Raw genomic sequence first — 17,283 nt, 5'->3', positions numbered from 1 at the left:
GTCTGGCGCGTAACGACAGCAGCAGCTAGTCGAGCACCACTTCAACCCCGGCGGCACGCAGCTCGTCGAGGGCCTGCGCCGCGGTTTCGGGGTTTACCGCCGCGGTGAGCGGCACGATCACCCGTGCCGAAAAACCCGCCTGTTTTGCGTCAAGTGCCGAGGCGCGCACACAGTGGTCGGTGGCGATGCCCACCACATCCAGGTGCGTGATACCCGATTCGCGCAGCGCCTCGGCGATGGGCTGCCCGCTTTCGGTGACGCCCTGGAATGCCGAGTAGTCGGGCCGGCCCATCCCCTTGTGGATGTGCAGTTGAATCGCATCGGTTTTGAGTGCCGGGTGGTACTCGGCACCCGGGGTGTCGGCGACGCAGTGCACCGGCCAAGTGTCAACAAAGTCGGGCGTGGCCGAGAAGTGGCCACCGTTGTCGTTATCGGCGTCGTGCCAGTCGCGCGATGCGGCAATGAGCGTGTAGTCGCTCTCGCTGGCCGCCAGGTAGTCGCTGATCTCACTCGCCACGCGCGCCCCGCCCGGGCAGGCGAGGGCACCACCCTCGGTGAAATCGTTCTGGACGTCAACAATCAGCAGCGCATGAGTCATGCAGGTCATTCTTGCGCATTCTGGGTCGCAAGGCCCACCCACCGCGGCGTTACCGGTCAGCAACCGTGGTAGAAGCCGCCAGCAGCTGCGCGAAACGGCCGTTATTGGCCACCAGGTCGGCATATCGACCAGATTCGACGATCCTCCCATGTTCAAGCACGTAGATACGGCTCACGTTTCGCAGCGTTTCGAGTCGGTGGGCGATCACCAGTGTGGTGACCCCGAGCTCGTCGAGCCGATCAAGCATCCGTTCTTGGGTGAGCGGATCTTGGTGGCTGGTTGCCTCATCCAGCACCAGCACCGCCCGTGCTAAACCGCCGGGTGCACCGCTTGCTCGCAGCAGGGTGCGCGCGAGCACCAACCGCTGCCGCTGCCCACCGCTGATGCGGTTGCCGCGTCGTCCCACCGGGGTGTCGAGCGGCAGTTCGAGTTCGGCAGCCCGGCACGCCCAGGCGAGCTGTTCGGGTGTGGCGGCGGCATCAACCACGCGTAGATTGTCGGCGACGGTGCCGTCAATCAAGAACCCCTGCTGGTCGGCCATTGCAACCCGCGCAGCCACCGCATCCGAGCCGAGTGCCGTTACCGGGTAGCCGTCGATGAGCACCTCGCCGCGGTCAACATCGTAGTGACGCTGCACGAGCCGACCGATAGTTGATTTCCCCGACCCGGTCGACCCGACCAGCGCGATCGACGTGCCCGGCAATAACCGCAGCGAGACACCCCGTAGCGTTTCGACATCCCGGCCCGGATAGCTGAAGTGCACATCGCGCAGCTCGACCCGCGGGTAATTTGACTCGGGATGGGGCGAGGCGGGCCTGCTGGGTTCGGTCACGGTGGGTTGACCGCTGGCCAGTTCGCGGATGCGGCGGGTAGCGGCAAGCCCCGCCGGCAGTGACGTTGCCAGTCGCTCAACCGTGTCGAACACCCCGGCGGTTCCGAACACGAATGACACGGTGACCAGCACACCCGGCAGGCTCGCTCGGTCGGCGAGCAGCGTCGGGGTGCAGGCGAGTGCGACGAGTGCGGCACCAAGCCACACCCGCAGCGTGGTGGCAGCATTGCGCAGGCCGGCGCGGCGGGCACCGACGCGCAGCTGCTTGCCGAGCAGTTCGTCGATGCGGGCAAGCTGGGTGGCCCGCCAGTCGGCGGCAGCGAAAGCACGCACTTCTTCGTGGAGCCGCAGCGTGTCGGCGATGTGCTGAGCGGTGTCTGCCCGCAACTGTGCCGTGCGCCGTGCCGCAGCGCCGCTCGTGCGCGCCAAGAACGGGATGCCGACACCCGCGAGCATCACCACGGCCAGGGTCAGCGCCGGTAGTGGCCCGCTATAGACACCCGCGGCAATAATCACCACCAGCGGCACCACCACGAGCGACACTGCCGGGGCGATAGTGTGCGCAAAAAACACCTCCACGCGGTCGACGTCGCGGATCGCGGTTGCCTGGATGCGCGCAGCACCCTGACCGTCGGTGATGGCCGGAGCCTGCGGCACGAGCCGCCGCAGCAGCCACACCCGCACTTCGGCCATGAGCGAGAACGCGGCGAGATGCCCGAGCAACTGTTCGATATAGCGCGCCACGGCTTTCACGATCGCCAGTAGCGCAACCGTCACCACCACGGGCACCAGCTCGCCTGCCGCGAGTTCGGCTCCGCGCAGCCACACCTCGCCGAGCTTCCAAGCCGGCACCGCCAACAGCGCCACCGCCAGCAGCTGACCGATCAGTCGCGCGGCAATCGAACCGGCAAGCTGCCGGGTAGCGGCGCCGGCGAACTGCAGCAGCCAGCGCACCTGTGGCCAGGCGCCCTCGTGAGTTTCGATGGTCACTGCCCGTTCACCCCCTTGATGCTGGATGCTGCGGCCGCGCTGCCGGGGTTCGCATCGATGACGAACGGCCGCTTCGATGCCGCAAGCGCCGTCGCGAAATAGTGGCTGCGGTCGACGAGCTCTTCGGGGGTTCCCTGTGCGGTAATGACCCCGTTTTCGAGCACGATCACCCAGTTAGCCTCCATGATCGTGTCGAGCCGGTGCGCGACGGTGATCACGGTGCGGCCCACCGATGCGGCCGCGAGGCTCGTGCGCACGCGCGCTTCGGTGGCACGGTCGAGGTCGGCGGTGGGTTCGTCGAGCAGCAGCACCGGTCGATCGCGCAGCAGTGCGCGTGCCACGCCGATACGTCGCCGCTGACCGCCCGAGAGAAATTCGCCGCGGTCGCCCACTTCGGTGTCGATTCCGTTGGGAAAGCTCGCCACTTCGTCGGCGAGCCCGGCACGGTGCAGCGCCATGTGGAGTTCGTCAGCGTCGGCGTCGGTTTTCGCGAAGCGCAGGTTCTCGGCGATGGTGCTCGCGAGCATCCCCGGTTGCTGTGACACTGTCGACGAACGGTCGCGCAGCACATCTGGGGTAACCGGGTGACCGCTGAGCAGCAGCGTACCGCTGCTCGGCGCCAGCAGCCCGCCCAGCACCCGCAGCAGGGTTGATTTACCAGCGCCGGATGGGCCAACCACCGCGATATGTGCGCCGCCGGCAATTTTCAGGTCGATATCGCGCAGCAGTGTTTTCCCGTTGCTGGTTACCGTGACGTCGCGCAGTTCGAGTTCGCGTCCGGCCCGGTTGTCGAGCACGTGTTCGGGTACATCTGCCGCGGGTTCGTCGGCCAGGGGCTGTTCGAGTACGGCGGTGATCTGGTCGCGTCGTGCCCGCCCGGCGAGCCCCACATAGAAATTGCGTCCGATGCGGTCGATGGGTTCTTGCAGCAGTGGGATGCACAGCAGCCCCGCGAATGCGGCACCGATATCGATTGCCCCGTCAAGCAGCCGCCACAGCAGTAGCGCTACCGCGGTGACGCCCATGAACCAGCCGAACACGATGTCGTTGACGATGATCATCCGCTGGTTGCGCACGAGCAATCGCGACAGCTCGCGCATCGATTCGCGAGCGGAGGCCGCGAACGAGGCGATCATGCGGTCGGTGGCGCCGAGCATTTTGAAGGTGCCGATACCCTCAAGCATTTCGAGGTAGCGCGCGGTGGCGGCGGCCTCACGGCGGCGATATTCGGCGTTGGAGCCGCGCAAGAGTTTTCCGGCGGCCATGATGATCACCGGCACGAGGGCTACGAATCCCAGCAGTATCACTGCCGAGAGCCAGTCGATGGCGATGGCCCACAGCACCAGCACGATCAGCGGCGCGGTGAAAGATGCGAGCGTGGGCGCGAGAAACGTGGCGCGGTAGCCGGCGGCTTTTTCAACTCCGGCGGTGGCGATATCGATGAGTGCACCCTCGCTGCTAGCCGGTGCGGTAGCGCCCGGATGGGGCCGACCTCGGTGGGCGGGAGCGGTCGGCACCTTGGCGCCGTGCAGTGCCGCCGACACCAACTGTCGTCGCCAATTCCGCTCGTGGTTGGCCTGTTCGATCCCCGGCAGTGCTTCGGCGATCCCGCCAGCCACGGCACCAATCACGGCCACCGCGATAGCGGCGCCAAGCAGCCTGAGGGCACCTTCCGCATCGGTCTGCCAATCTGATGCTGCAACAGTAACCAGCGACGCGATAGCGCGCGCCAGCAAGACCGCTGCCACGGCAAGCATCCCCACACGCAACCAGGTGAGCAGGATGACCGCGCGGGCGGTTTTGGGCGGGTCGGTTATCGCTTCACGCAGCCACATTTGTTGCCAACCTCATTTCAATACTGGATGCTTCCACCCTACGTGTGTCGGTTACAGCATTCCTCGCTCACGTGAACCGAGGTAACGCAGGCTGCTCGGTGCGTGCATCTCAGCACGGCTTGCGCCGCCTGCCAAGCGATGGTGTTCGGTGCGTGACCGATGGGATTGACCCGCGCTGGGTTTCGGTGCTGCTCGAAAAGAATGAGACGATCAGAGAGTCTGGCGTTGCCGCCGTGGTGCTCACCCACCCGGCAGCCGGCATCGCCGAGCTTGCGACGAATAAGTTCGCACAGCACGGTTTGCGTCTGTAAGCGAGGCGAATCTGTGCGGTGTGATTACGAACGAATGGGGACCATTACATGTCGATTCAATTGGCGAAGCCTTTCCATCAGCAGCTGGCGGCTGCTGATCGCGGTCTGGTGGGAATGTGGGTGTGTTCGGGTTCGCTCGTCAACGCCGAAATTGCCGCGGGCTCGGGCCTCGACTGGCTGCTCATCGACGGCGAGCACACGGCACTCACCCTCGAATCGCTGCAATCGCAACTCCAGGTGGTGGCCGCCTATCCGATCACCCCGATGGTGCGGGTGCCAGAGAACGACCCGATGCTCCTCAGCCAGTTCCTTGACCTGGGAACCGTCAACCTGCTGGTGCCGAAGGTAAACAACGCCGAGCAGGCAGCCGCAGCGGTCGATGCAGTGCTCTACCCGCCGGCAGGTAACCGCGGTGTTGGTTCGGCGCTGGCGCGGGCAGCCCGCTGGAATCGCATCCCCAACTATCTCGAACGCGCCAACAACGAGTTTGTGTCACTCACCGTGCAGATTGAAACTGCCGAGGCGGTCGAGAACGTGGCCGAGATCCTGGCCGTCGATGGTGTGCACGCCGTGTTCATTGGCCCCAGCGATCTGGCGGCGTCAATGGGGCTCATTGGCCAGCAGGGGCACCCCGATGTGGTGGCTCAGGTGCACCGCGTGATCAGGGCTGCGAAGGCTGCCGGTAAGCCCGTGGGTATTAACGCGTTTAACCCGGCGCTCGCCCACGAATACCTCGATTCGGGTATCGACTTCGTGCTGGTTGGGGCCGATGTCGCCATGCTCGCTCGCGCCAGCGAACGGCTGACCAGCGAGTTCATTGCGCAGCGCACCGGTGAGAAGGTCGCCGACGAAATCGCCAGCTACTAGTCGTTTCGCCCGAGCGGCTCGAGCGACCAGTCCATCCGTGGCGCATCGGCCTCGGCAAATAGCGCCGCCACCTGCTGCTGTGTCACCTCATCCAGTGAGGCGGGTTGCCATTTCGGCTGCCGATCTTTCTCGACCAGCATGGCCCGCACCCCCTCGCTGAAGTCGTGGCCGGCAATCAGCCGCATCCCCACCCGAAACTCGAGGTCGATGGCCGCCCGCAGGTTCACCGCCTGGCGGTTACGCCGCACGAGTTCGAGCGTTGCCGCCGCGGCCAGTGGTGATGCGGCCGTAATTGCCGCGAGCGCCTCGGCCGCAACCCGACGCTCGGGGGCGTGTTCTTGCAGCCGCGCAACAATCTCTTGCAGTGATGCCGCCGAGTACACTTCGTCGAGCCACTCGCGTTCGGCAAGTAGTGCCGACTCACCGGGATTCTCAGCAAGGTCAGCAACCACTTCGGCCGCCGGTTCGTGCGTTAACCGCGCCAACAATTGCGGGATGCGATCGGATGGGATGAACCGGTCGGCAAAACCGGTGGCGATCGCATCCGCCGCACGCAATCTTGCACCGGTGACGCCCGCGTGCTCGCCGAGCCTGCCCGGCATGCGGGCCAGCAGGTAGCTGCCGCCAACATCGGGGCTGAATCCAATAGCTACCTCCGGCATCCCCACCCGGCTGCGTTCGGTGACCACCCGGATGCTGGCGTGGCCCGACAGCCCCACACCGCCGCCGAGCGTGTGGCCGTCCATCACCGCAACCACCGGCTGCGACAGTTCGCTCCAGGTGGCATCGAGGCGATACTCGCTGCCGAGCACTCGCTCAGCAGCGCCGGTATGACCGTCGGCAATCAGCGCAGCGCGAATCTCGGCCACGTCACCACCCGCGCACAGGCCGCGCTCACCGGCACCAAAAATGACGATCTGCTCGACGCTCGCATCGTGGCGCCAGGCCGCGACCACCTCGGCCAGCCCGTCGATCATCGCTCCCGTGAGAGCGTTGAGCTGCCGGGGACGGTTGAGTTCGATCATGCCGAGCCTGCCGCCGGGGCCGCTGCGAGTGATGCGCAGGTTGCCGTTGGCCAGTTCGATAGTGGCGTCGCTCATACGAGCAACCATAAACCGCCGGTTGCGCGGCCTGCCTGTGTTGTAGCGGCTATGCCGCGCAATCCGCGCGCGAGTGCGAAAATTGAAGCATGGCCACCCCGAAGATTTTGTTGTATTACGTGTTTACCCCGCTTGCCGACCCCGAGGCGATCAAACTGTGGCAGCTTGAGCTGTGCCGACGGCTGGGGTTGCGTGGCCGCATCCTGGTGTCACAACACGGCATTAATGGCACCGTGGGCGGCGATGTGGTGCCCTGTAAGCAGTATGTGCGCGCGCTCAAGTCGTATCCGGCGTTCAAGAACGTCGATATGAAATGGTCGGAGGGCACCGGCGTGGATGCCGACGGTTACTCGCTCGATTTCCCGCGGCTGAGTGTGAAAGTGCGCCCCGAGATTGTCGCGTTTGGCACACCGGATGAGCTGGTGGTGAATGAACACGGAGTGGTGGGCGGTGGTGCACACCTGAGCCCCGATCAGGTGCATGAGCTGGTGGCCGAAAAACCCGACACCGTGTTCTTTGATGGTCGCAATGCTGCCGAGGCTGCGGTGGGGAGGTTTCGGGGCGCGGTGGTGCCGAACACGGTGACCACCCACGACTTTATCCGCGAGATCGAGTCGGGTGCCTACGACTGGATGAAAGACCGGCCCGTGGTCACCTACTGCACCGGCGGGGTGCGCTGTGAGATTCTTTCGGCGCTGATGATCAACCGTGGTTTCAACGAGGTGTATCAGATCGACGGCGGCATCGTGCGCTACGGCGAACGCTACGGCAACGAGGGGCTCTGGGAGGGTTCACTCACCGTGTTTGATGGCCGCGAACATCTCGATTTCGGGCCAGAGGCAAAAGTGATTGGTGAGTGCACGCTGTGCGGTGCCGCCACCTCGCGCCTGCAAAACTGTGCCGAAGACACCTGCCAGCAGCGACTGGTGGTGTGCGATCAGTGCGGCAAACAGGATGTGTACTGCGAGGCTTCGGCTGCCGCCAGCTAACTGTGCCTCGGCACAGGGGATGATTTTGGTGGGCTTTCAGCTCGATTTCGGGCCGATTATTACGGGCTGCGTCGACGCTGCACCTATTGTGAAAGCATCGAGATCCTCACCCAACCCAGATCGGAGCAGCCATGACTCCCAAGCAGCGAAGAAGCTGGCTGCTGAGGTGGGTTCCGCGGCTATTTGCAGGCCTCGGCGTGCTGGTGGTGGCGGTGATGCTGAGCGCTCCCCCGTCGGTCAATCTCGTGAGCGCGGGCAAAACAGCCGCAGCCCCGTGCCGCCCGGTCATCAACGTGGCACCGGTGGAGGTGTACCGCAGCTACATAGTTCCGGATGCCGCAGAAGATGCGGTCGACACGCACATCAATCCGCCCGAGTACAAATATTTTGGCCCTGACGAGGTCGACCGGCTCGACGGCCGTTTGGCCTATGCGATCGGCTGCGAACAGGCCCGCACCAACCGCCTCACCACAACTCTGTTCGTTGGTGTTGTCTGGGCGTTTGCCACCCACCGCTGGTTTTTGTGGGCTGCTCGCGTGCGGCGAGAAGATGCCGAGATTGCAGCTGCTCGCGAGCACCGCACGCAAGCAAATCACGACCCAGAGGCGAAACAATCATGACCGCTAACGCCCCCGCCCCGCAGTACCAGCCCCAGCCAGCACCGCAAGGCCCGGAACCGACGGGCCTGGGCCGGGTCATGTTCTGGTTGCAGTGGCTGACACCGCTATTCGGTGCGTTCATGCTCAGCTACGGGCGCGCGCTGTTTTTCGGGCAGGCCGTGGGCTGGATGGGCTTCCTCGTGATCATCGCGGTGGCCCCCATCATGATCTTCGTGTGCTGGGCACTGAGCGCGATCACACTCGCCAGCGATACAGCGCGGCGCGCTCTTGCGCTCCCAAAGTGGTCAGCCCGTTGCCAGGGCGCGATGTGGGTAACCATTTTCGTGTGCGCGGCATTCGTTGAAGACGTTGGCGACATGGAAGAACCTGCAACAGCGTCACTCGCGCATCGGGCATTCGGGGTGAGCGCCGACGTGGCGATGATAATCGCCCTCGTACTCTTCGGCGTTTTCGCCGCACTCGCCGTAGCCAGCAGTATCCTCGCGTTTCAAAAACCGACAGGGCCACACACTCAACCCGCAGGCTTCACCGACCGCATCAACGCACCTCGATGATGGCCCGATAGGCGGGGTCGCCCCAGCGTGCCATCGCATCAAACTCGGCAATCGCAATCGGCAGATCGTGCCCATCGAGCCAGGTTTCGCCCTCGGGTGCGTTAATCCACGGGTCTTGGATGTAGATATAGCGCTCATCTGCCGCATGCGCGATCACCCAGTGCGGGGTCGGATCATTGTGCATCGGCACCTCATCGATCAGCACGATGGCAACCGCACCCGCCTGTAGCGCTGCCGCGAGCGTCGACACCGACTGCCATTCGGTCACGATCCGCAGCCGCGCCTGTTCGGCGTGCATCCTCGCTTCGTGCTGCAGCAGCACTTTCGACTCGCGCATGAACCCGTCACTGCCCTCAAGCAGCACCGGCCCGTCTTGCGAGATCGACAGCGACACCTCGTGTTCGGGTAGCTCGGCGGCAAGCTCCACAAGTAGCGCAGTCGGGTCGATCGCCGGCATATTCGTGGCGCGCCGCCAAAACGCGAGTTCCGCCCGCCGGTCGCCCTGCCGGTCGGCACCCGCAAGCCCGCCGCCGGTGAGGTGGTTCACCGTCAACAGTGCCGATACCGCCCCGCAGGTGAAGTCGGTGGTCTGCGCATAGTACGGCGGTTCGGGGTGACGCCCACCGCCCGCAGCTAGCGCCCAACCCGCAACGTTCTCAGTGCCGTCGGCGGATGCATAGGGCTCGCGCAGCTGCCAGCCACCGGCCCGGGTGAGCACCTCGCGAATGTTTTCGGGATGCGCCGGTGGCTCCGCCGGGATCTCCCACAGCAGCCGCGCATCCCCTCGCTCGCGGCTGTAGTCAAGTAGCGCCGCGACTGCCCCGTCAATATCCGCCGATTCGTGCCACGCCGAGGCGACGACTTTCGTCACCGCGGTGTGTGCGCGTCGCATCGTCAAAAAAGCGACGCCGTCACCCAGGTGCAGCTGCGGTGAGTAGGGGTGCCGCGAACGCCGCCAGGTTTCGGTGAGCTTTCCGTCGGTGAGTGCCGTAACCGGCGCCAGCTGGGCTTCAGTGGGAGTGTCGTTCAGTGGCAGCGTCTGTAGTTGCACCTAGGGCTCCTTCACGTCGGGGTGTTCATCATCTCGCATCTGGCGCCCGTGCGCTGCCGACACCAGCTGCCGCGTGTAGTCATGCTGCGGGTTGTCAAACACCTCTGCCGAGCGGCCCGATTCGATCACCACCCCGTCACGCAACACCGCAACCCGGTCGGTAACCGCCAGCACCACCCCGAGGTCGTGTGACACCAGCGCGATCGCCTGCCCGGTTTCATCTCGCAACCGTTGCAGCAGCGCCAAGATTTTCGCCTGCACCGAAACATCGAGCGCCGATACCGATTCATCGCAAATCAGCAGTTTTGGCCGCGGTGCCAGCGCGCGAGCAATCGCCACCCGCTGGCGCTGACCTCCAGAAAGCGAAGCCGGCCGGCGACGCAAATACTCGGCCGACAGCCCCACCTGCTCGAGCAGCTCGGCAGCCTCACTCGCTGCACGCCCCGCCACCCGCAGCGCCTCGCGCAGCGTGTCACCGACGGTGAACATCGGGTTCAGTGACGAATAGGGGTCTTGAAAAACAATCTGCGCCATCTGCGGGGTGCGGTCGCGTCGACCCGGCCGCACCGGCACCCCGTCGAACGCAATCGTGCCCGCATCCTCCAATTCAAGACCGGCGATGCAGCGCATCAGTGTCGACTTACCCGACCCCGACTCACCCACCAGGCCCACGATCTCGCCGCTGCGCACCTCAAAATCGACACCATCGAGCACCTGCCGCCCGGCAAACGCTTTCGTAATACCGGTGGCGCGCAGCACCGGCGTCTGGCTCGTATCCGCGGCGCCCGAGGCGCTTGCGAGCTCACCGTTACGCATCGCCGTCACCGGGTCGGCTGCGAGCAGCGAACGGGTGTACTCGTGTTGCGGTGCGGTGAACAGCTCGCTCGCACTCGCCCGCTCAACAATCTCGCCCTGCCGCATCACCAGCACCCGGTCGGCGTAGTCGCGCACAATTCCGAGGTCGTGGGTGATGAGCAGCACGGCGATGCCACGCTCACGCCCCAACCAGTCGAGCAGCTCGAGAATACCGGCCTGGTTGGATGCATCCAATGCAGTGGTCGGTTCGTCAGCAATCACCAGCTGCGGTTGCGAGGCGAGCGCGGCCGCAATCGCGGCACGCTGCCGCATCCCGCCCGAAAGCTGATGCGGATATTGTTCGGCAGTTTCGGCCGGCAAGCGCACCTCTGCAAGCGCGGCACGGATGCGTTCAGCTCGCTGTCGGCGCGAAAGCTTTTTGGCATGTGCGTCGATCGTCCAGCCGATCTGGTCGCCGATGCGATGCACCGGGCTCAGCGCCGTAAACGGATCTTGCAGCACCATCGTTACCAACCGGCCCCGCAGCTTCCGCCACTGGCTATCAGACTGCCCCAGCTGATAGCGGGTGCCGTTCACGACCAGTGCGCCAGTGGCGGCAATGCCCGGCGCCAGCAAACCAATCAGGGCTTTCGCCGAGAGAGTTTTACCCGCACCAGACTCGCCGATGAGCGCGAGCGTTTCGCCCCTGCCCACCTCGGCGCTCCAGGGATGCACAATCACTTCGCCGCGGGGCCCGTTCACGCTGAGCCGCTCGACGGCAACCATCGCGGTCGATGTTGTTACCGAGTTCATGCCCGACCTCGCTCCAGTTTCTCACCCAACCAGTCGCCCACCACATTCGCCGACATCGCCACCGCAATAATCAACAGCGCCGGCACCAGTGCCGCGGCCGGGTTCTCAAAAATCAGGTGGCGGCCGTCGGCCAGCTGCCGCCCCCAATCGGCCGCATCGCTGGGCACACCGACCCCCAAAAACGACAGCGATGAAAACGAAACCAGCGCGAACGTCACATTCAGCATCGTGTTGGTGATGATCAACGGCAGCACGTTCGGCAGCACATGCCGAAACATGATCCGCCAACGCGACAGGTTGAGCATCCTCGTCGCCTCGACATAGGCGCGGGTCGACTGATCGAGCACTCCCGCCCGCACGATCCGAATATCACTGGGCGAAAACAGCACGACAAGTAGCAGCACGGTGACCCAATAGTTCGTGCCGAGAATACCGCCCACCACGAGCGCCAACAGCAGCACGGGTAGTGCCAGCAGCAAATCGGTCCAGCGGCCAATCACCGTGTCTACCCAGCCGCGCTCGTATCCCGCGAGGCTACCCAGCAGTATCCCAAGCACCATTGAGCCGAGTGCCACCAGCACCGGCCCCACCAGCGCCGAGGCGGCGCCGCCAACCGCGAGTTTCAGCACATCCCGGCCGAGATCGTCAGTGCCCAGTGGATGCTGATAGCTCAGCGGCGGCACCGCACCGGCAAGCAGATCTTGTTTGGTTGCATCCGGCACGATGAGGTTGCCGAAGATCGCGACGAAAGTTGCCACCGCGAGCACCGCCAGCGCCACATACGGGATGCGTCGCCGGGTATGAGCGGCCGGCACCGTCAATACTTTTGTTTTGGGGGTACTCATGACCGACTCCTGCGCTGACGAGGGTCGAGCAGCCAGAACGCGATATCGGCCAGTAGCGCGATCACCGCGATCAGCGCGGCAATGAGCAGCGTGGCTGCCTGCACCACCGGAATGTCCTTAAACATCACCGAATCTGCCAACAGCTTCCCGAGGCCCGGAAGCGCAAACGTGGTTTCGGCCAGTAGCGTGCCACCCACCAGGAAGGTGAGCACAAGACTCGCCGCGGTGATGATCGGCATGGCCGCATTGCGCAGCGCCACCCGCTCAACCTGCCGTTCGGGAATACCGCGGGCGCGCATCCCTGTCACATAGTCAGAGTTCAACGCCCCCACCATGGCGGTGCGGGTCAGTTTCAGCAAGATCGCCGCCAACCCCACGGTCAGCGAAAACGCGGGCAGGATGAGGTGGTAGAGCATGTCGAAAAAGCCGTCACCGGTGCCATACACCGGAAAGATCGGCAGGTAGTACGAAAACACGTACAGCAGCAGCACACCCACCGCGAAGGTGGGCGCCGAGATTCCCAGCACCGCCAGCCAAGAACCCACCCGGTCGACAGCGCCGCGCGGGCGCACCGCACCGCGAATCCCGAGCGGCACGGCGATGAGCACCGACATCACAAACGCGAGCGCACACATCCAGAACGTGGTGGGGATGCGATCCCCGATTGCCTGCGCCACCGGCACCTGCAGCCGAATCGAGTCGCCATAGTTGCCGGTGAGCACATTGCCAAGCCAAACCCCATACTGGGTGAGTAGCGGTTCATCCAGCTGATATTTCTCGCGGATCGCCGCGACTGCCTCGGGGTTGGCGGGTCGATTACCGAGCAGCGTTTTCACCAGATCACCAGGGGCAAGGTGCATGAGCGCAAACACCACGAAGGTGAGCACAAACAAAACCACCGCGATTCCCACGAGCCGTGTCGTGAGCATCCCAATGAACGTGTCGCCAAACCGGCGCCTGGTGGCGTTTACAGCCGCGCTCATGTTGCCGCCCGATACAGTGCGGCCGGCCAGCAGGTGACGAAACGGTACGGTGACAGGTCGCGGATACCGAGATCGGTTTTGACGGCGGTGATCGACTGCCCCCACCACAGCGGCACATCAATAATGTCGGCCGCCTGCAGTTTTTCGACCTCGAGCAGCAGTTCGATTCGTTTTTTGGTGTCGGTTTCGGCTATCGCCTGCGCGAGCAGATCCTGTATCTGCGGGTTGTCATAGCCGCTCACATTGCCCGCACCGAGCATAAAACTCGAAATCTCTTCCGGCTGGCCGAGCGTTGAGAAGTACCACATGTAGTTCACGCCGTAGCCTGCCGAAACATCGGCTGCGGCGAGCCACTCTTCGATCGGCACCTCGCGCACTTTGAGCGTGACACCGATTGTGGCGAGGTTTTCGGCATAGGCAAGAGCGGCCTGTTTCAGGTGCGGCCCGGTGGCGGGAACGAGCATTTCGGTCTCAAAACCGTTCGGCTGCGATGAGTCGGCAAGTGCAGCCCTGGCCCGGTCGAGATCAAACTCGCGCTGCGGCACCTCGGCGAGTTTCTTGCGCGCCTGATCGGCGTCGTACACGGTGGCCAGCGACTCAGGAGTCATGATGGTGGTGGCCGCTTCACCCTGATTTCGCAGCAGATTTTCGGCCACCGCGCGGCGGTCAAACGAGTGAGCAAACGCCTCGCGCACCTTCGGATCGTCGAACGGTTTCACGCTGGTGTTGAAATAGAGGCCCACATAGCTGAGGTCGGGCGCGTTTTCGATGCGCATATCCGGCACCTGCTGCCACGACCGGCTCTGCTGCACCGGCACGCTGAAGGCGATATCAATCTCCCCCGAGCGTGCCGCGAGCAGCCGTGTCGACTCATCGGGGATGAACTTCACGGTGAGCTTCTTCACCTTCGGCACGCCACCCCACCAGGTGTCAACGCGCTCGTAGCTCACGTGCGAGTCGGGTACAAACTCGGTGACCCGGTAGGGCCCTGTGCCCAAAACCAGCGAGCGACTATTGCCGATTTTGCCGTCATGTTCTTGCCAGAACCGCTTCGAGGTGATGAACCCCGCGCCGGCGCTCGACATGTTCTTGAGGAAGGCACCGTCGGGTGCGTTGAGGGTGATCTCGATGCGGTTATCGCCGACGGCACTAATGCGGTCGACACGGGTGAGGTAATAGCTCAGGCCCGGCGATAGTTCGGGGTCGCGGGCGGTTTCGAGGCTGAACACCACGTCTTCGACGGTGACCTCGCTGCCGTCTTGAAACTTGGCGCCATCGCGCAGCGTGAACACATAGGTGGTGTCATCGGGCTGTTCCCACGATTCAGCGAGCGCAGGCTGCACATTGCCGTTGGCGTCGAGCGTGGTGAGCCCTTCTTGCCCGATAGCGGCGAGATAGTAGTTGAGGATGCCGGCCTCATGCCCGACGTACAGGCTCGACACCGAGCCGGGCAGGGCTGCGGTGACGGTAGCGATTTCTTCGCCAGTGTCGGGCCCCACTTCGGTGGGTGTTGGTGGCGCGCAGCCAACCAGTGCGAATGCGGCGACGATCACCGCCGCGGCGCTGCGGCGCAGGCGCTGCCGCAATTTTGCTGGGGTCATGGCGGAAGAAACCTCGTGCATCTACTGGTGGGCTGCGAAGCGTGCCGGGCCCGAACTCGGCTGCGGGTCAGCGCAGCCGCTAGCCGGTTCGCCTCGACGGTCGCCACAGACTAACCCACAAGTTATGGCCCAACAATGCGCCGCTTCTTCGTACGTAATGCGGCGCGCCCGCCGCGTCGAGCCTCGCGGTACACCGCAGCGCTCGAGGTACACCGCAATACCGGTGTACCGCAGTGATATCGGTGTACCGCAGCGATGGTGAAGCACTTCACGAGGCATCATGGCGACGAAAAATAACTGGGGTTCCGCTGCTGGCGGAGCCTCATTCACGATGGCGGTGACGGTGGGATTTGAGCTCGTATCGCGCCTCCGGAGAACCCGATGCCGCCCCATTTGCGCCCGACAGCTACGGCGGACTCGCAAGTGCTTCCGATAGGTCTGTAGTCGGAATAGGCTTGCCCTGCAAGGCGGATCAACAAAGGCAGGGCAGGGATGACAGAAGCGAGCTGGGTTACCGAGATAACCGTCGTCTTAATGGCGATGACTTTGATAGTTCAAGTTGTCTTCTTTCTTGTCGAGACGTGTCGCAGTAATCGTGCGGCGGCAGTCCGAAGCCTCGGTGAAGCGATCAAGGATCTGACCACTCACCCCGTGGCTACCTCCCGCAAGGAGATGACTGATTGGGTGTCGCAATTTCGGAAGAGTCCACGATCTCGCAGGCGCACTAAAAAAGGCCGTGGTGGTGATCTATTCGTGGGTCGGCATGCCAACGCCGAAGTGCGTCATCACGTCTTTGTGCTGCTTTGGGCCCTCCATCGGCTCGCCCCCCTCGCCGAAGACATCGATCGAGCCCAGCAAAGTCAGCGCGATGTGCTTGTGACCCATTTGAAGCTGATGACCAGAGCGTTGCGCGATCTCACTTGCATTCTCAAACGCAGTGAACGTGAAATCTTTGCAGAGTCTGCTTTTGCGGCTACAACGTCAGTTGTGGCGGTCGCCAATGCCATGGGTCTGACAGATAAAGAACGGGATGAGCTGTCCAATAACCTTTCGGGCTTCTTGCCTTCTCTCACAGACAAGGCTCTTGCCAAGAAGTGTAAAGAGCTCGATCAAAATTAGAGAGCTCAATCGCCAACCCGTGCTTTCCATGCTGCTGATCGGACGCGGCGGCCACGTTGTCGAGGTCTTCGTCGAGCAACTCGGGAGTAGCGCACGGTGCTGCGGTGCGTGAGGCGGGGCTTCGGTCTCCTCGACCTCTTCGGCACCTTCACCTCTCGGTGAGCAGCACTGAAATCATCGGATCTGTTGATGGTCTACATGATGACGATCCGCCCGAAGATCATCGAGACTGTTAGCGCACTAGACACGGTCGCACACCGCATGCAGAGCCTGATCGAAAGCTACAAGGAACGAGCCCGAGCTCATTGATCTGGCAAAATGGGAAAACAAAACCCCGGCCGTTTGATCGGCCCTCAGAAGAGGACTACAGGGACGGTTCCGGGGTGTTCACCACTAGCCTACAAGATCGCGAGCGAAATGGGCAACTCTCAGACCTGGAACTTCTTTGAGCGTCATTTCGGGCAAGCGCGCCTGCGGCACTATCTCGATGCGTGCGATGGAGACACACAACGAGCAATGCAACTCTACGGGTGGAACGCTGAGCTATCAGCTGCGTTCTTGGCGCCCCTCGGCCACCTTGAGGTCGCGCTTCGAAACACAGTCGACCGTCAGATGACCGCAAGGCACACTGCTAAGGGCCGCTCTGGCCACTGGATCTTTGACGAGGCTCGAGAACTTGGAAGAGATCGTGGCTCAGGGGCCCGTAAGCACGCCTATCCCTACGTAGATATTGATAAGGCAATCGGTCGAGTGAAGAGTAATAAGAAACCTCTTACCCCAGAACAGGTGATTTCGGAAATCTCATTCGGATTTTGGCACCAGATGGTGTCGAAGTCACAAATGTCTCTCTGGCCAGACATCGCCTCAGGGTTCCCATATATGGAAGGCCGAAGTCAAGACCCCGTGCGTGACATTGTCTCCTCACTCAGAGATTTCCGAAACAGAATCGGGCACCACCACCGTATCTGGGCTCTTGATGTGTCCGAAAAGTACGATCAGATAATCACACTCGCTGGATACATCGACCCCAACCTTGCGACGTGGATCAGTCAGCAAAGCCGCGTGAGTGAGGTTATCGCGCGCCGACCCGACATGAGTACCGCAAAGTCCATTTCCTAGGTGTCAGTGCTCGCAAGACACGCGCCGTCGGCGACTTGGTATTTATGTGTTCGGGCTCCGTTCCCACGGCATGATCTTGAAAGCGAAGAAGGCCCCGCCTCCCCCAGAGTGTTCTAGGAGATTCGGGGCCTTGCCATATGGCGGTGACGGTGGGATTTGAACCCACGGTAGGGGGTTGCCCTACACGACATTTCGAGTGTCGCACCTTCGGCCGCTCGGACACGTCACCGTCGAACGACGTTACACGCCCCGACAGGATCA

The 17,283-nt window shown here is 63.3% G+C and carries 16 protein-coding genes and 1 tRNA gene; 7 read left to right on the top strand and 10 right to left on the bottom strand.

Going from position 1 to position 17,283, the window contains the following annotated elements; all coding sequences use genetic code 11:
* Positions 1-25: 25 nt before the first annotated feature.
* Genes RQ865_RS03020 through RQ865_RS03010 form a run of 3 tightly spaced genes read right to left on the bottom strand, consistent with a single transcriptional unit; the run spans position 26 to position 4,255 of the window.
* Positions 26-598, bottom strand: a complete 573-nt coding sequence (locus tag RQ865_RS03020; protein WP_311477414.1) for a nicotinamidase — start codon at positions 596-598, stop codon at positions 26-28.
* A 49-nt stretch (positions 599-647) separates the two neighbouring features.
* Positions 648-2,420: an ABC transporter ATP-binding protein gene (locus tag RQ865_RS03015; RefSeq protein ID WP_311477412.1), complete on the bottom strand. Its 1,773-nt coding sequence runs from the start codon at positions 2,418-2,420 to the stop codon at positions 648-650.
* On the bottom strand, positions 2,417-4,255 hold the full coding sequence (locus RQ865_RS03010) for an ATP-binding cassette domain-containing protein (protein WP_311477410.1): 1,839 nt from the start codon (positions 4,253-4,255) through the stop codon (positions 2,417-2,419). The genes RQ865_RS03015 and RQ865_RS03010 overlap by 4 nt, the downstream gene beginning before the upstream one ends.
* Before the next feature lie 152 nt (positions 4,256-4,407).
* Here RQ865_RS03010 and RQ865_RS03005 point away from each other — a divergent pair, with 152 nt between their 5' ends.
* Together RQ865_RS03005 and RQ865_RS03000 are read left to right on the top strand one after the other, a co-directional pair.
* A complete protein-coding gene (locus RQ865_RS03005; RefSeq protein ID WP_399521795.1) occupies positions 4,408-4,566 on the top strand; it encodes a hypothetical protein in 159 nt (52 codons plus the stop codon).
* 48 nt (positions 4,567-4,614) lie between these two features.
* Positions 4,615-5,433, top strand: a complete 819-nt coding sequence (locus RQ865_RS03000; protein WP_311477408.1) for an HpcH/HpaI aldolase/citrate lyase family protein — start codon at positions 4,615-4,617, stop codon at positions 5,431-5,433.
* Here the strand turns inward: RQ865_RS03000 and RQ865_RS02995 are convergent.
* A complete protein-coding gene (locus tag RQ865_RS02995; protein ID WP_311477406.1) occupies positions 5,430-6,533 on the bottom strand; it encodes an enoyl-CoA hydratase/isomerase family protein in 1,104 nt (367 codons plus the stop codon). The two genes, RQ865_RS03000 and RQ865_RS02995, sit on opposite strands and share 4 nt — an antisense overlap.
* Before the next feature lie 89 nt (positions 6,534-6,622).
* Here RQ865_RS02995 and RQ865_RS02990 point away from each other — a divergent pair, with 89 nt between their 5' ends.
* The 3 genes from RQ865_RS02990 (at position 6,623) to RQ865_RS02980 (ending at position 8,696) form a co-directional block, all read left to right on the top strand.
* The gene (locus RQ865_RS02990; RefSeq protein ID WP_311477404.1) at positions 6,623-7,522 is read left to right on the top strand and encodes a rhodanese-related sulfurtransferase; all 900 of its coding nucleotides are present in this window, start codon (positions 6,623-6,625) and stop codon (positions 7,520-7,522) included.
* 131 nt (positions 7,523-7,653) lie between these two features.
* On the top strand, positions 7,654-8,142 hold the full coding sequence (locus tag RQ865_RS02985) for a hypothetical protein (protein WP_311477402.1): 489 nt from the start codon (positions 7,654-7,656) through the stop codon (positions 8,140-8,142).
* Complete coding sequence (locus RQ865_RS02980) at positions 8,139-8,696, top strand: hypothetical protein (protein ID WP_311477401.1); 558 nt, start codon at positions 8,139-8,141, stop codon at positions 8,694-8,696. Before RQ865_RS02985 ends, RQ865_RS02980 begins: the two co-directional genes overlap by 4 nt.
* Here RQ865_RS02980 and RQ865_RS02975 read toward each other — a convergent pair.
* Genes RQ865_RS02975 through RQ865_RS02955 form a run of 5 tightly spaced genes read right to left on the bottom strand, consistent with a single transcriptional unit; the run spans position 8,680 to position 14,784 of the window.
* Entirely contained in the window at positions 8,680-9,747 is a 1,068-nt protein-coding gene (locus RQ865_RS02975; RefSeq protein WP_311477399.1) for a peptidase C39 family protein, read from the bottom strand. The two genes, RQ865_RS02980 and RQ865_RS02975, sit on opposite strands and share 17 nt — an antisense overlap.
* Positions 9,748-11,355, bottom strand: coding sequence for an ABC transporter ATP-binding protein (gene nikE / locus RQ865_RS02970; RefSeq protein WP_311477397.1), 1,608 nt, complete (start codon positions 11,353-11,355; stop codon positions 9,748-9,750).
* Positions 11,352-12,200 carry an ABC transporter permease gene (locus tag RQ865_RS02965; protein WP_311477395.1) on the bottom strand — a complete coding sequence of 283 codons (849 nt, stop codon included), beginning with the start codon at positions 12,198-12,200 and terminating at the stop codon, positions 11,352-11,354. The genes nikE and RQ865_RS02965 overlap by 4 nt, the downstream gene beginning before the upstream one ends.
* Positions 12,197-13,183: an ABC transporter permease gene (locus tag RQ865_RS02960; RefSeq protein WP_311477393.1), complete on the bottom strand. Its 987-nt coding sequence runs from the start codon at positions 13,181-13,183 to the stop codon at positions 12,197-12,199. Before RQ865_RS02960 ends, RQ865_RS02965 begins: the two co-directional genes overlap by 4 nt.
* Positions 13,180-14,784, bottom strand: coding sequence for an ABC transporter substrate-binding protein (locus RQ865_RS02955; RefSeq protein ID WP_311477391.1), 1,605 nt, complete (start codon positions 14,782-14,784; stop codon positions 13,180-13,182). The genes RQ865_RS02960 and RQ865_RS02955 overlap by 4 nt, the downstream gene beginning before the upstream one ends.
* A 492-nt stretch (positions 14,785-15,276) precedes the next feature.
* On the opposite strand from RQ865_RS02955, the gene RQ865_RS02950 reads away from it, so the two are divergent.
* Both RQ865_RS02950 and RQ865_RS09800 read left to right on the top strand, forming a co-directional pair.
* Positions 15,277-15,903, top strand: a complete 627-nt coding sequence (locus RQ865_RS02950) for a hypothetical protein (RefSeq protein ID WP_311477389.1) — start codon at positions 15,277-15,279, stop codon at positions 15,901-15,903.
* 318 nt (positions 15,904-16,221) lie between these two features.
* Positions 16,222-17,022 (top strand): Abi family protein, encoded by an 801-nt coding sequence (locus tag RQ865_RS09800; RefSeq protein ID WP_399521794.1) that lies wholly within the window; start codon positions 16,222-16,224, stop codon positions 17,020-17,022.
* A 138-nt stretch (positions 17,023-17,160) separates the two neighbouring features.
* On the opposite strand, the gene RQ865_RS02945 is transcribed toward RQ865_RS09800, so the two are convergent.
* Positions 17,161-17,251 (bottom strand) — tRNA-Ser (locus tag RQ865_RS02945).
* Positions 17,252-17,283 lie beyond the last annotated feature (32 nt).

It is taken from the genome of uncultured Gulosibacter sp. (genome assembly GCF_963509965.1).
GTDB lineage: Bacteria > Actinomycetota > Actinomycetes > Actinomycetales > Microbacteriaceae > Gulosibacter.
The sequence above is the reverse complement of the archived record's forward strand: the minus strand, read 5'-3'. Positions and strand labels throughout refer to the sequence as shown.